This is a genomic window from Streptomyces sp. NPDC002513 (assembly GCF_053595355.1).
Genome location: NZ_JBSFXK010000038.1, coordinates 1 through 14,020, shown reverse-complemented (window position 1 = coordinate 14,020; position 14,020 = coordinate 1). Strand labels below are relative to the sequence as shown.

12 protein-coding genes and 1 riboswitch are annotated in these 14,020 nt (G+C 70.8%); of the genes, 5 read left to right on the top strand and 7 right to left on the bottom strand.

Features of this window, described 5'->3' with window-relative positions; translation table 11 throughout:
• The first annotated feature begins 11 nt into the window (after positions 1-11).
• Positions 12-1,940: a 2-oxoacid:acceptor oxidoreductase subunit alpha gene (locus ACWD5Q_RS23240; protein WP_451428946.1), complete on the top strand. Its 1,929-nt coding sequence runs from the start codon at positions 12-14 to the stop codon at positions 1,938-1,940.
• The gene (locus tag ACWD5Q_RS23235; RefSeq protein ID WP_451428945.1) at positions 1,933-3,012 is read left to right on the top strand and encodes a 2-oxoacid:ferredoxin oxidoreductase subunit beta; all 1,080 of its coding nucleotides are present in this window, start codon (positions 1,933-1,935) and stop codon (positions 3,010-3,012) included. The genes ACWD5Q_RS23240 and ACWD5Q_RS23235 overlap by 8 nt, the downstream gene beginning before the upstream one ends.
• Positions 3,013-3,094: 82 nt before the next feature.
• On the opposite strand, the gene ACWD5Q_RS23230 is transcribed toward ACWD5Q_RS23235, so the two are convergent.
• Complete coding sequence (locus ACWD5Q_RS23230; protein WP_451428944.1) at positions 3,095-3,535, bottom strand: winged helix-turn-helix transcriptional regulator; 441 nt, start codon at positions 3,533-3,535, stop codon at positions 3,095-3,097.
• Positions 3,536-3,625: 90 nt separating this feature from the next.
• Here ACWD5Q_RS23230 and ACWD5Q_RS23225 point away from each other — a divergent pair, with 90 nt between their 5' ends.
• Positions 3,626-4,480, top strand: coding sequence for an SDR family oxidoreductase (locus ACWD5Q_RS23225; protein WP_451428943.1), 855 nt, complete (start codon positions 3,626-3,628; stop codon positions 4,478-4,480).
• Positions 4,481-4,690: 210 nt separating this feature from the next.
• A complete protein-coding gene (rarD, locus tag ACWD5Q_RS23220) occupies positions 4,691-5,644 on the top strand; it encodes an EamA family transporter RarD (RefSeq protein ID WP_451428996.1) in 954 nt (317 codons plus the stop codon).
• A gap of 194 nt (positions 5,645-5,838) precedes the next feature.
• Here the strand turns inward: rarD and ACWD5Q_RS23215 are convergent, their stop codons facing one another.
• The 6 genes from ACWD5Q_RS23215 to ACWD5Q_RS23190 all read right to left on the bottom strand — a co-directional run bounded on the left by ACWD5Q_RS23215 (position 5,839) and on the right by ACWD5Q_RS23190 (position 12,719).
• Entirely contained in the window at positions 5,839-7,263 is a 1,425-nt protein-coding gene (locus ACWD5Q_RS23215; protein WP_451428942.1) for a hypothetical protein, read from the bottom strand.
• 358 nt (positions 7,264-7,621) lie between these two features.
• A complete protein-coding gene (locus tag ACWD5Q_RS23210; RefSeq protein ID WP_451428941.1) occupies positions 7,622-8,518 on the bottom strand; it encodes an ABC transporter permease in 897 nt (298 codons plus the stop codon).
• Positions 8,505-9,563: an ABC transporter ATP-binding protein gene (locus tag ACWD5Q_RS23205; RefSeq protein WP_451428940.1), complete on the bottom strand. Its 1,059-nt coding sequence runs from the start codon at positions 9,561-9,563 to the stop codon at positions 8,505-8,507. Before ACWD5Q_RS23205 ends, ACWD5Q_RS23210 begins: the two co-directional genes overlap by 14 nt.
• A gap of 38 nt (positions 9,564-9,601) precedes the next feature.
• On the bottom strand, positions 9,602-10,858 hold the full coding sequence (locus ACWD5Q_RS23200) for a LolA family protein (RefSeq protein ID WP_451428939.1): 1,257 nt from the start codon (positions 10,856-10,858) through the stop codon (positions 9,602-9,604).
• A 500-nt stretch (positions 10,859-11,358) separates the two neighbouring features.
• Positions 11,359-12,369 (bottom strand): polyprenyl synthetase family protein, encoded by a 1,011-nt coding sequence (locus tag ACWD5Q_RS23195; protein ID WP_451428938.1) that lies wholly within the window; start codon positions 12,367-12,369, stop codon positions 11,359-11,361.
• Between the two features lie 143 nt (positions 12,370-12,512).
• The gene (locus ACWD5Q_RS23190; protein ID WP_451428937.1) at positions 12,513-12,719 is read right to left on the bottom strand and encodes a hypothetical protein; all 207 of its coding nucleotides are present in this window, start codon (positions 12,717-12,719) and stop codon (positions 12,513-12,515) included.
• Positions 12,720-13,162: 443 nt separating this feature from the next.
• Positions 13,163-13,363: riboswitch (cyclic di-AMP (ydaO/yuaA leader) on the top strand.
• A gap of 19 nt (positions 13,364-13,382) precedes the next feature.
• Between ACWD5Q_RS23190 and ACWD5Q_RS23185 the strand changes: the two genes are divergently transcribed.
• On the top strand, positions 13,383-13,883 hold the full coding sequence (locus ACWD5Q_RS23185; protein ID WP_451428995.1) for a transglycosylase SLT domain-containing protein: 501 nt from the start codon (positions 13,383-13,385) through the stop codon (positions 13,881-13,883).
• Positions 13,884-14,020: the final 137 nt, after the last annotated feature.

The window sequence follows — 14,020 nt, the reverse complement described above, 5'->3', positions numbered from 1 at the left end:
GGTCCAGTTCAGTGACCAGCCAGGTCAGCAGGACAGCGGAGCAGGCCGACGGAGCCGTCGTAGGAGAACAGCGCAAACCGGCGAGCGCGAAGGACGTGCACAAGCTCGACCGAGTGATCATCCGGTTCGCGGGCGACTCCGGTGACGGAATGCAGCTCACCGGCGACCGCTTCACCTCGGAGACGGCGTCCTTCGGCAACGACCTGTCCACCCTGCCGAACTTCCCCGCCGAGATCCGTGCCCCCGCCGGCACCCTGCCGGGCGTCTCGTCGTTCCAGCTGCACTTCGCCGACCACGACATCCTCACCCCCGGCGACGCGCCGAACGTCCTGGTGGCCATGAACCCGGCCGCCCTGAAGGCCAACGTCGGCGATCTTCCGCGCGGCGCGGAGATCATCGTCAACACGGACGAGTTCACAAAGCGGGCGATGCAGAAGGTCGGCTACGCCGCCAGCCCGCTGGAGGACGGCACGCTGGACGGCTACAGCGTCCACCCGGTGCCGCTCACGACGCTCACCGTCGAGGCGCTCAAGGAGTTCGACCTCAGCCGCAAGGAGGCCGAGCGCAGCAAGAACATGTTCGCGCTGGGCCTGCTGTCGTGGATGTACCACCGGCCGACCGAGGGAACCGAGAAGTTCCTCCGATCGAAGTTCGCGAAGAAGCCGGACATCGCGGCCGCCAACATCGCCGCCTTCCGCGCCGGCTGGAACTTCGGCGAGACGACGGAGGACTTCGCGGTCTCGTACGAGGTCGCGCCGGCCACCAAGGCCTTCCCGGTGGGCACGTACCGCAACATCTCCGGGAACCTGGCCCTGTCCTACGGCCTGGTCACCGCCTCCCGCCAGGCGGACCTGCCGCTGTTCCTGGGCTCCTACCCGATCACCCCGGCCTCGGACATCCTGCACGAGCTGTCCAAGCACAAGAACTTCGGCGTGCGGACCTTCCAGGCCGAGGACGAGATCGCCGGGATCGGCGCCGCGCTGGGAGCGGCGTTCGGCGGTTCGCTCGCGGTGACCACGACCTCGGGCCCCGGTGTGGCCCTCAAGAGCGAGACCATCGGGCTCGCGGTCTCCCTCGAGCTGCCGCTGCTGGTCGTCGACATCCAGCGCGGCGGGCCGTCCACCGGCCTGCCGACCAAGACCGAGCAGGCCGACCTGCTCCAGGCGATGTTCGGGCGCAACGGCGAGGCACCGGTTCCGGTGATCGCCCCGTGCACCCCGGCCGACTGCTTCGACGCGGTCCTGGAGGCGGCCCGGATCGCGCTCACCTACCGCACGCCCGTGTTCCTCCTGTCCGACGGCTATCTGGCGAACGGCTCCGAGCCCTGGCGCATCCCCGAGCTGGACGAGCTGCCGGACCTCCGGGTGCAGTTCGCCCAGGGGCCGAACCACACGCTGGACGACGGCACCGAGGTGTTCTGGCCCTACCAGCGCGACCCTCAGACCCTCGCCCGCCCCTGGGCCATCCCGGGCACGCCGGGCCTGGAACACCGCATCGGCGGCATCGAGAAGCAGGACGGCACGGGCAACATCTCCTACGACCCGGCCAACCACGACTTCATGGTGCGCACACGCCAGGCGAAGGTCGACGGCATCGTGGTACCCGACGTGGAGGTGGACGACCCGCACCAGGCGCGGACCCTCGTCCTCGGCTGGGGGTCGACCTATGGGCCGATCACCGCCGCGGTACGGCGGCTGCGCGCGGCGGGCGAGTCGATCGCACAGGCCCATCTGCGCCACCTCAACCCGTTCCCGCGGAATCTCGGCCCGGTTCTGAAGCACTATGACAAGGTGGTGATCCCCGAGATGAACCTCGGTCAGCTCGCCACGCTCATCCGGGCGAAGTACCTGGTGGACGCCCATTCGTACAACCAGGTGAACGGTATGCCGTTCAAGGCCGAGCAGCTCGCCGCGGCTCTCAAGGAGGCCATCGATGGCTGAGACGACCACGGAAGGCACGGACACGATCGAGGCGCTTTCCCTCGTCCCGAAGGCCATGGCCAGGCAGTCCATGAAGGACTTCAAGTCCGATCAGGAAGTGCGCTGGTGCCCCGGCTGCGGCGACTACGCGATTCTCGCCGCGGTCCAGGGCTTCATGCCGGAACTGGGCCTGGCCAGGGAGAACATCGTCTTCGTCTCGGGCATCGGCTGCTCGTCGCGCTTCCCGTACTACATGAACACGTACGGCATGCACTCCATCCACGGCCGTGCCCCCGCGATCGCGACCGGACTCGCCTCCTCGCGTCGCGATCTGTCGGTGTGGGTGGTCACCGGTGACGGCGACGCGCTGTCCATCGGCGGCAACCACCTCATCCACGCCCTGCGCCGCAACGTCAATCTGAAGATCCTGCTGTTCAACAACCGGATCTACGGGCTGACCAAGGGCCAGTACTCGCCCACCTCCGAGGTCGGCAAGATCACCAAGTCGACACCGATGGGCTCCCTGGACGCGCCCTTCAACCCGGTGTCGCTGGCGATCGGCGCCGAGGCGTCCTTCGTGGCCCGTACGGTGGACTCCGACCGCAAGCACCTGACCGAGGTGCTGCGCCAGGCCGCCGCCCACCCGGGCACCGCGCTGGTGGAGATCTACCAGAACTGCAACATCTTCAACGACGGCGCCTTCGACGCCCTCAAGGACAAGCAGACCGCGGAGCAAGCGGTGATCCGGCTGGAGCACGGGCAGCCGATCCGGTTCGGGCCGGAGGGTTCGCGCGGTGTCGTCCGGGACATGCGCACCGGTGATCTGAAGATCGTCCCGGTCACTCCGGAGAACGAGGCGGAGGTCCTGGTCCACGACGCCCATGCCGCCTCCCCCACGGCGGCGTTCGCGCTGTCCCGGCTGGCAGATCCGGAGACCCTGCACAACACCCCGATCGGCGTCTTCCGCTCGGTGGAGCGGCCCGTCTACGACACGCAGATGGCCGACCAGCTCGACACCGCCGTCGAGCAGAACGGCAAGGGCGACCTGGCCGCGCTCCTGACGGGCGGGGACACCTGGACGGTGGTCGGCTAGGGGAGAACGAGCGGCTCACCCACGGGTCGCCCGCGCCCGGCCTCCGGGCCGGGCTGCGGCCGACCCGCGGGCCCCGCTCGGCTCACGCGCGGTTCGACGAGGCCTGGGCGCTCTGCGTGCGGGCCTCGTCGTATGCCCGGCGGGCGCGCTCGACGTCGGGCATACGCTGCTGCGTCCAGAGCGCCAGCGCACGCACCTGCTCGGCCGCCTCACAGCCCAGGTCGGTCAGGGAGTAGTCGACCCTGGGCGGAATCACCGGCTTGGCGTCGCGGTGGACGAGGCCGTCACGCTCCAGGGTCTGGAGGGTCTGAGTGAGCATCTTCTCGCTGACGCGGCCGACCCGTCCGATCGCCCGGCGCAGCTCGCTGAAGCGGTACGGGCGGTCGAGCAGCTCGATCAGGACGAGAACGCCCCAGCGGCTGGTGACATGTTCCAGCACGAGCCGGTAGGGGCACAGCGCCGCGTCGGCGTCCCTTGCGCGCACTGCCGGGGCGCCGGAGGGACGCGCAGCACTTACCGTCATGCCAGTACCTTACTTCAAAGTGGGTACTTTCCAACGGTTAGTGCCCCTCCTAGGGTGAGTGCCAGACCCACCCCACAAGGAGTTCCCGTCATGAGCATCGTCGTCACCGGAGCCACCGGACACCTCGGCCGCCACGTGGTGGAGCAGCTACTGGAGAAGGTTCCGGCCGACCGGATCACCGCCGTCGTCCGCAGTCCGGAGAAGGCCGCCGACTTCGCACACCACGGTGTGCGGATCGCGGTCGCCGACTACAACGCTCCCGAGACCTTCGACGGCCTCTTCGCTGCCGGCGACAGAGTGCTGCTGATCTCCGGCAACGAGTTCGCCAAGGGCCGGGTCGGCCAGCACAAGGTCGTCCTCGACGCCGCCAGGGCGGCCGGAGTCGCACTGTTCGCCTACACCAGCGCCCCCGGCAGCCTGACGGCCGCCCTGGCCGACGACCACCGGGCCACCGAGCAGCTGATCCTGGCGTCGGGCGTGCCGTATGTGCTGCTCCGCAACGGCTGGTACCACGAGAACTACACCGAGAACCTCGCCCCCGTCCTGGAGCACGGCGCGGTCGTCCAGGCCGCCGGTGAGGGCCGGGTCGCGTCCGCCTCCCGGGCCGACTACGCGGCCGCCGCCGTCGCGGTGCTGACCGGCGAGGGCCACGAGAACGCCACCTACGAGCTGAGCGGCGACACCGCGTGGAGCTTCGCCGAGTACGCCGCCGAGCTGGGCAGGCAGACCGGCCGGGAGATCGCGTACAACGCCGTCCCGCTGGACGTCTACACCGGCATCCTGGCCGGCGCCGGACTGCCCGGGCCCCTCGCCGCGATCCTGGCCGGCGTGGACGTCTCCATCGAGAAGGGCGAGCTGGCCGTCACCACCGGCGACCTCTCCCGCCTGACCGGCCGCCCGACCATGCCGGTCGCCGAGTCGATCACGGCCGCACTCAAGGACTGAGACTTACCCGCCGGGTTCTCGCGGGTCCTCGATCACCACGACCCCCGCCTGTCATGACCGTATGGCGATACGGGTATGACAGGCGGGGGTGCTCGCGCTACCTTCTTGGATGCCGCACGGGAGCGGTCGAGCGAGTGAGGAGGGCCCGTGGCCGAGAAGTCGAAGGGTGAACGGCGGACAGGGCTGCTGAACGGCTTCGCGGCGTACGGGATGTGGGGGCTCGTCCCCCTCTTCTGGCCGCTGCTGAAACCCGCGGGGGCGATCGAGATCCTCGCCCACCGGATGGTGTGGTCGCTGCTCCTGGTCGGCCTGGCGCTGCTGGTGATGCGCCGCTGGGCCTGGGCGGGCGAGCTGCTGCGGCAGCCCCGCAAGCTGGGGCTGGTCACGATCGCGGCGGCGGTTATCACCGTCAACTGGGGCGTGTACATATGGGCCGTGAACAGCGGCCATGTGGTGGAGTCCTCGCTCGGCTACTTCATCAACCCGCTCGTCACCATCGCGATGGGCGTGCTGCTCCTGAAGGAACGGCTGCGGCCCGTCCAGTGGGCGGCGGTCGCGGTGGGCTTCGCCGCGGTGCTCGTCCTGACGATCGGGTACGGCAGCCCGCCGTGGATCTCCCTGTGTCTCGCCTTCTCCTTCGCCACATACGGACTGGTGAAGAAGAAGATCGGCCTGGGCGGCATGGAGTCGCTGGCCGCGGAGACCGCCGTGCAGTTCGTGCCCGCGCTGGCCTATGTGCTGTGGCTGTCGGCGCAGGGCCGGGCGACGTTCACCTCCCACGGCGCCGGTCACGCGACGCTGCTCGCCGCCACCGGGGTGGTCACCGCACTTCCCCTCGTCTGCTTCGGTGCCGCCGCGATCCGGGTGCCGCTGTCCACGCTCGGTCTGCTGCAGTACCTGGCGCCGGTCTTCCAGTTCCTGCTGGGCATCTTCTACTTCCATGAGGCGATGCCGCCCGAGCGGTGGGCGGGCTTCGCGCTGGTCTGGCTCGCGCTGGCCCTGCTGACCGTGGACGCGCTGCGCACGGCCCACGCGGCGGCGCGCGCGCTCCGGAGCCGGTCCGCCGGGCCGGGCTCCGCCCTCACGGTCACCGGTACCGTGAGCGCGCCGCGCAAACCGGACGAGGTGGCGGCAGGTCCCGATCCGGTGGACGCCACGCCATAGTCGGGGGCGGCGGGCTCCTGCCGGAGGGGGGTTCCGTCCAGCTCGGGGAGGGTCCTGGAGACGGGCAGGTCCCGGAGACAAGCGAGTCCCGGAAACGGACAGGTCCTGGACGGGTGGGTCCCGGAAACGGCCGAGTCCCGGTAGCCGGGCAGCTCCCGTGGCGGGATCTCCTCGAGGGGCCACGGTCCCCCAGGTCACCGGGCGCCGGGCAGCTCTCCGCCGGTGGCGGCGCGGGCGCGCCCGGCCAGACGGCCCATTCGGGTACGGGCGCGCTCCAGTTGCTCGAGGTCGTTCGCGGCGGGGCCCGGGCCGGCGGCGAGTTCGCTCCACACCCCGATGAGATCGCGGCCGAGCTCCAGGCCCTGGAGCGGATCACGGACGGCACGCCAGGCGGCTGCCGCGCTCTGCACATGGCCGTACGCGCCCCGCGGGTCGCGCAGCCGGTGGCGGAGCCGGGCGAGGTCGAGCGAGAGGCGGAACGAGCGCAGCGGGTCGTCGGCGAGGTAGGCGACGTAGGCGGTGAGTTCGCGCAGGCGCAGCACATCGGGGTGGTCGGCGCCGAGGGTTCGGGAGACCTCGGCGAAGGTCCGCTCGGCCGTCTCGGCGGCCTCCGCGATCCGGCCTTGCTTCACGGCCTCGTTGATGCGGGCCAGGGGCTCGGCGAGGGGCCCGCCCAGGTCCGGGTCCGGCGCGAGCACGGCCTCGGCGACGGAGTCGAACTCGCGTACCGGCGGCTCCTTGGACTCCTCCTCGACGACGGCGACGGGGCGCGGGGCCGGGGCGGACTGCCGCTCGGGCGCGGAGTACGCACCGGGAACGGGCCCGAAGCGGGGCCCCGGTGACTGCGGCTCGTCCGGCCCGGTCGCCGGGGCCGGCCATACGCGTGCGGTCCCGGCGGCCCCTGCCGTCACCGGAGCGGGGCCGAAGGCTCCTGCCGGGGAAGGGGAAGTGAATGCTGCCGTCGGAGGTGCGAAGGCTCCTGTCGGGGGCCCGAACACTCCTGTCGGAGGACCGAAGACTCCTGTCGGGGTCTGGACCGTGCCCGGAGGTACGCCCTCGGCCCCCGGCCACACCTGGGCCGGCCCTGACGTCGCCCTGATCAACGGCACCTGCTCGGGCACCGACCGCACCATGCAGGTGCTGACGGCACCTCCGGGGCGTGCGGGGGCGTCCACCGCGCAGGAAACGGGGGCGTCCTCGGGGAAGGAGCCGGGGGCGCCCACCGCGACGGCCACGTCGGCCTGGTGAGCGGGTGTCCCGGGTGTGTCCACCCGCATCGGTTCCCCCGTGAACTCGCTCGACCCGTCGACCAGCACCCGGACCGGCACCACATACCCGATCCGCTCGTCACGGACGGCCGCGAAGACAGGGTGGCCCGTGGTCATGGCGAGACGGTGGAGGTGGTTCAGGACGGCCTGCTGGACCGACTCCCCCGGTGCCGCGACCACCGGCGTCCCGCCGACGGTCGCCCCGGTCCCGCCATCGGCGTCGGCACCCCCGTCCCGCGCACCCACCGGCACATGAACCTCGATCGGCGTCATCCCGGACTCCGTCCCGTCCGTGGGCGCGGCCACGGCGGCGGAGTGCCCCCGCTCGTGTTCGCGGCTGAGTCGAGACATCGTTCCCTCACTCGGGTCGGTCGGTCGAGGAAAGGGCGGCGGTGGGAGTGCCCACGACGACGAGCACACGGCAGGCAAGCGTACGCGGGCGGGGCGGGGCGCAGCATCGCCTACGTCCCGCGGTGTCCGCCGTACGTGCCGCAGGCGCCGTACGCGCCATCCTTCCCCTCCTCGCCTCAGCCCGGCCACGGTGCCGGAGCCGCGTCCATACAGTCTCCGGCCGCCGTACGCTCCTGGCGTCACCGCAGCGTCACAGGCCTGTCCCAGGTATCCGACCCGCCCTGAGCCCCACCCGTCCCGAATCCGGTTCGCCTCTTGCTGCTTATTCGGGCGACGTCGCTCCTGTTCGGCGCCTGGGTCAGGCAGTGATGTCCTTCGTCGTGAACCGCGCCCAGGCCGCCGAGCCGAAGACCGCCGCGTACAGGGCCTGGAGGCCTAGGTTGCGGACCATGTCGTCCCAGTAGACCGGGTCGCGCATGAGGTCCGCGAAGGACATCCAGTAGTGCGGGAAGAGGTACGGCTGGAGCGCGTGCAGTTGAGGGATCTGGTCGAGGATCTGCACGGTGATCACCAGGCCGACCGTGGTCGCCATGGCGGCGATCCCGCTGTTGGTGAGAGTGGAGACGAACAGTCCCAGGGCCGCCAGGCCGATCAGCGACGCGGCGACGGTGAGCGCGATGAGCAAGGCGCGGACCAGGCCGTCGGCGAAGCCGATGCGGGTGCCCGAGATCGTCGTCAGATCGCCCAGCGGGAAGAGCAGGGCACCCATCGCGAGCGCCGAGAGCGCGACGACGAGGGTGGCGAGCAGACAGAAGACCATCGTGGTCGCGTACTTGACGAGGAGAAGGCGGGTGCGGCCCGCGGGGGCGACCAGGAGGTAGCGCAGTGTGCCGGAGTTGGCCTCGCCCGCGATCGCGTCGCCCGCGATGACACCGACCGCCATCGGCAGGAAGAACGGGAGCGTCACGGCGAGCGCGGTGAAGACCAGGAACAGGCCGTTGTTGGTGATCTGCGCGATGAACGCGGGGCCGCCGTCGCCGCCCCGTCCGCCGGCGCCGGAACCGTCGCCGGTCTCCACCTTCACGGCGATCCCGACCAGGATCGGCACGGCTGCCAGCACGGCCAGCAACGCGAGCGTACGCCAGCGCCGCAAGGTGGTCACCAGTTCACTGCGCAGCAGCCCGAGGGAACGCAACGGGTTCTGTCTCCGCGTGGCCGGAGCCCGGTCGGGCCCCGCCCACTCAGCCCGCGACATCGAATCCCTCCCCCGTCAGGGCCATGAACGCGTCCTCCAGGGAGGCTCGTTCGACGCCGAAACCGCGGACGCGGACTTGGGCGGTGACCAACGCGGCGTTCACGTCCGCCGGTTCTCCCTGCGGGGGATCCCCCGTCACCCGGCCTTCCCCCACGACCACGTCGGCGACACCCTGTTCCCTCAGGACGCGGGCCGCCTGCGTCACGTCCGGAGTGGTCACGACGAGACGTCCGCGCGCGCCGGTCGCCAGGTCCGCCACCGCGCCCTGCGCGATCAGCCGGCCGCGCGCCATCACGGCGGCGTGCGTACAGACCTGTTCGATCTCGTCGAGCAGGTGGGAGGAGAGGAAGACGGTCGTGCCGTCGGAGGCCAGTTCCCTGACGAGCGAGCGGATCTCGCGCATGCCCTGCGGGTCGAGGCCGTTGGTCGGCTCGTCCAGGACGAGCAGCCGGCGGGGCTGGAGCAGGGCGGCCGCAAGGCCCAGGCGCTGCTTCATCCCCAGGCTGTACGCCTTCGCCTTCTTGCCGGCCGCCGCCGTCAGACCCACCCGGTCCAGCGCGGCCTCGACCCGTGCCCGCCGGGTGCGCGGGTCGGCGGTGGGGTCGGCGGAGTCGTAGCGCAGGAGGTTGTCACGGCCGGAGAGGAATCCGTAGAGCGCCGGGCCCTCGATGAGGGCGCCGACGTGCGGGAGCACGGCGCGCGAGGCGCGGGGCATGGGCCGCCCCAGCACGCGCGCCGTGCCCGACGTGGGCTCGATCAGCCCCATCAGCATGCGGATGGTGGTGGTCTTGCCCGAGCCGTTCGGCCCGAGGAAGCCGAAGACGCTGCCCGCCGGGACGGTCAGATCGAGTCCGTCCACGGCGAGCTGCCCGCCGCGGTAGCGCTTGGTGAGGGCACGGGTGGCGATGACCGGGGCCTCCGGACCCTCCGGGGCCTCCGAAGGCCCCGGGGCCTCCCGGGCTTCGGGGGCCTCTTGGGCTTCCGGCTCGCTCACCGCCGCCCTGGAGTCCTGCGACTCCCCTTCCGCGGCGGACAGTTCCTCCATGGACTCTCCTGCTCCAGCCGTCCGTGCCGTGCGAGGGGCTACTTCCCCGCGTCGGCCGCCTTCACGAGCGCGTCCTTGGTGACCGCGCCCGCGTACACCTTGCCGTCGTCCGTGATCAGGGCGTTGACCAGGCGGGTCGAGAAGACCGTGCCCGAGCCGAACTTACCCTTCACCTGGTCGCCGAGGGAGCCCAGGAAGCCGGAGAACGCGCCGCCCTTGGGCGAGGTGTCCTTGGACGAGGTGTCCGAGGGCAGGCCGCCCTTGCTGCCGGTGTCGAGGACGACGATCGAGTTCCAGCCCTCGCCGATGGTCTTGCGCTCGCTGCCGGGCGCCGCCTTGTCCGTACCGCGCGCCGGCTTCTCCGTGCCGTGGGGCCGCGCCGTGCCCTTGTCCTTCAGGTCGTCGCCCTGGGTGACCTTCGTGCCCTTGGGCGGTGTGAAGGTGAACGTCGACGCGGCCGGCCTGGTGAACGACACCTCGGTGAAGCCGGCGTCGACGACGGCCGCGCCGCCCGACGCCGGGGTCAGGGTGAACTTCAGCGGCAGCCCGGTCTTCGCGTCGACCGCGATGCTGATGGCACCGACCGTCGTACCCGACTGCTTGGGCCTGATGAGCAGCTTGTACGCGTCCCGGCCCGCGACCTGCGCGGTGCCGTCGACCGTGACCGATGTCGTCTTGTCGGCGGCCTTGAGGGCCTCCTCGGCCAGGTCCTTCGGCGTGGCCGGCATGTTCTCGGGCGCCGCCTTCGCGCCCTTGTGGTCGCCCGCGCCGGTCGCGTGGTACGCCTCGTTGGACGCGCTGTCGTAGGCCCACACCTGGTCGCCGTTGCGGATGACGCTGTACTCGGCGGCCTTCTCGATGAGGGAGACCTTCTGCTTGTCCTCGCCGTCGGCGGCGACCCGAAGGGTGTGCGTGCCCGAGGCAAGCTCCAGCAGCTTGGCGCTCGGGTCCGCGGCCGAGCCGTCCTTGCCGCCCGCGCCCTGCGAGAGCGCGCCCGAGGCGAGGCTGTTCTGCAGACCGCCCAGGTTGGGCAGGCCCAGGTCCGTGCTGATCTTCACCGTGCCGGACACCTGCTGGACGTCCGACTTGGCGATCTTCTCGATGAGCTGCTGAGCGCTGATCTTCGGCAGGTTGGGGTCGCCGGATCCGGCGAATGCCGGGACGAGCCCGATGGTCGCGGCCGCCACCCCCACCACCGCGACCGGGACGACGTACCGGGCGGCGGTGCGCCGCCCGTCGCGTACGTCCTCGGCCTCGCCGGCGGGTGTGCTGCCGTCGGATTCGTACGGTGCCATGTGTGCCTTACCTCCGTCGTCGGCGGCGGCCTACCGTCCGTGCCCTGGCCCACCCCTGTGCCGCCATTCTCACCCGAACTCCTTTGAGGTGGTGTCCCCCATCTGACCAAATCGGCCCGGCAGAAGCGTCAGACCGCGGGCCCAACTCCACGTAATCCTGGGGTATGACATCGCGGGAGCGGCGCCCGCCCCGACCCGTAGGGGTTCTACGGAGAAGGCGCCGCCCCGGGGCCGACTCGCCGCCCGGTGCTGCCGGAATCTCGCTGGTCGGAGCTGCCGGAATCTCGCCGCCCGGTGCTGCACGAGGGCGTAGTCCCCGTTTCCCGGCTGACGCTCCCGGCGTCAGCTTTCGGGTATGAGTACGGAGCCGATCTCAGTCCGGACTCGATCCAGCCGAGCGGCCCTGACCACTCCACCCCCCAAAACCGTCACCCGGGGGACATGGCCAGTCACGCAGAGGGGCGTACGGGCCACCCCGCGAGGGTGGCCCGTGAGCGGCCTCAGCCCGCCCGGTGCACCACCGCGTCGCACAGCTCCATCAGGGCCGCCTTCGCGCCGCACTCCGGCAGCGGGGCCAGACCCGAGCGGGCGTCCTCCACGTAGCGGACCGTGTCGCGGCGCGCCTGCTCCAGGGCCGGGTGGACGCGCAGCCGGGCGAGGGCTTCGGCGTGCCGCGCGTCATCCGTGAGGTCGGAGTCCAGGAGCTCGCACAGGGCGATGTCCTCGGGCAGCCCCACGCGCTCCATCTGCTCGCGCAGCCGCAGCACCGGAAGGGTGGGGATGCCCTCACGCAGGTCCGTCCCGGGCGTCTTCCCGGACTCGCGCGAGTCCGACGCGATGTCCAGGACGTCGTCGGCGAGCTGGAACGCCACGCCCAGCCGCTCGCCGTACTGCGTGAGCACGTCCACGACCGTCTCGTCGGCGCCCGACATCATCGCCCCGAAGCGGCACGCCACCGCCACCAGCGAGCCAGTCTTGCCGCCGAGGACGTCGAGGTAGTGGTCCACCGGGTCCCGGCCGTCCCGCGGACCCGCCGTCTCCAGGATCTGCCCCGTGACCAGGCGCTCGAACGCCTCCGCCTGGATGCGGACCGCCTCCGGACCGAGATCGGCCAGGATGTGCGACGCCCGCGCGAACAGGAAGTCACCCGTGAGGACCGCGACCGAGTTGCCCCAGCGGGTGTTCGCGCTGTCCACCCCGCGCCGCACCTCGGCCTCGTCCATCACGTCGTCGTGGTACAGCGTGGCGAGGTGGGTCAGCTCCACGACCACGGCCGAGGGCACGACCCCGGGCGCGTACGGGTCGCCGAACTGCGCCGCGAGCATGACGAGCAGCGGCCGGAACCGCTTCCCGCCCGCGCGCACCAAGTGCTGCGCGGCCTCCGTGATGAAAGGCACCTCACTCTTGGTGGCCTCGAGCAACCCCTCCTCGACAGCCGCCAATCCGGCCTGGACATCGGCCTCCAGAGCCTGGTCCCGCACGCTCAGCCCGAACGGCCCGACGACGGTCACGTGGGGTCTCCTGTCTGCTGACGTCTGCTGACGCTCACACGGTCGGTCTCAAGGACGGTCACTTGGTCGATGACGTCGCCCGTCGACGTGGCTTATCGCGTTTGTCGATCTGTCGCCGCCATCACTCAAGTCAGCGTATCCGGTCACGTTTCGATCACCACGAGCGCCCACTGTTCCAGGCCGGGCGGTATCGGATCACGAACGACATGTTCTTGATCATCTGATACGAACATGTATTCCTCGACATAACCGACAAATAACCCTTGCAGGCGAAACCAGCCCCTTGACCCCTGCCCCGCAAGCCTCGGACGCCCCCTCGTCACCCACCCGGACATCATCACCTCGGCCACCGAGAGTCACTTTTTCGGCCGCCGGGCGACCCCCCGCGAGCACCCGCCCGCGCCCGCCGCGCACCAGCCGAAGGCTCACCCCCACCTCGCGACCGCTTTCGAGAACCCCCCTTACGGGCAACGGAGTCCGAGCCGGACGGCCGACACCCGCCCGCCCGGCAGGCTCGAACCGGACCCCGCAACGCGTGACCGTTTTGCCCACAAAGTCCCCTTGTGAAATGAAGCACAGATGACAATCACGCAGACGGAAGTGAAATAGCTCACGTGCGCGACAGATGGGGCATCACCGGCGTGTCGCCAACTCACCCTTTGCTAAAAGCAACTTGAATCGCCCTCAACAAACTGGATCACCCACCTTATTCCCCCATTTCAAGGTCAATTCGGAAGGACTGTGACTTGCAGTCTTGTTCCCGACATGTGCTCTCGCATACGTTCCCCTCGATCCGAGCGGAACGCCGAATCCTGCCGCCGCTCGGGAGCCCATCCACCCACGACGGCAGGAGCGGGGGACCCAGGTAGACCGCCGATCCGGACACCGCACCGGAACGGCTAGGGGTGAAGCCGCGGCCTCGGCATCGAGGACGCGGCCGGGCACCTCCCCGCCCGAACCCGACAGCTCACCTCGCAGGCGCCGGAGAGGAATGCGACATGTCCGCTTTCGCACTGCCCGCACGCCGTCAGGACCGCGCCTCCAAGGCCGCCCGTCTCACCCGTGCCCTCGCCATCGCGGGGACGGGTGCCGCCGTTCTCGCCCTGCCCGTCCTGGGAGCGACCAGCGCTTCCGCCGCACCCGCCAAGCCGGCGACGGCCGCCGCCGTCACCGCCAAGAGCGTGACGACCCGAGGCGCCAACCTCGACAGCTGGATCCGCCAGTCGCTGGATGTCATGGCCCAGCACGGCATCCCCGGCACGTACAACGGCATCTACCGCAATGTGATGCGCGAGTCGTCCGGCAACCCGAAGGCCATCAACCTGTGGGACTCCAACGCCCGTAAGGGCATCCCGTCCAAGGGTCTGCTCCAGGTCATCGACCCCACCTTCGCCGCGTACCACGTGCCCGGCACGTCGCTCGACCCCTACGACCCGGTGGCGAACATCACGGCCGCGTGCAACTACGCCGCCCACCGGTACGGCTCGATCGACAACGTCAACAGCGCGTACTGACAGGCCTGGCGATCGCCGGGCGGAGCTCCTGGCGATCGCCGGGCGGAGCTCCTGGCGATCGCCGGGCGGAGCTCCTGGCGATCGCCTGCCAGCAGGCCGGGTCATGGCCGACGGACCGCCGGCCGACGCTGTCGGCC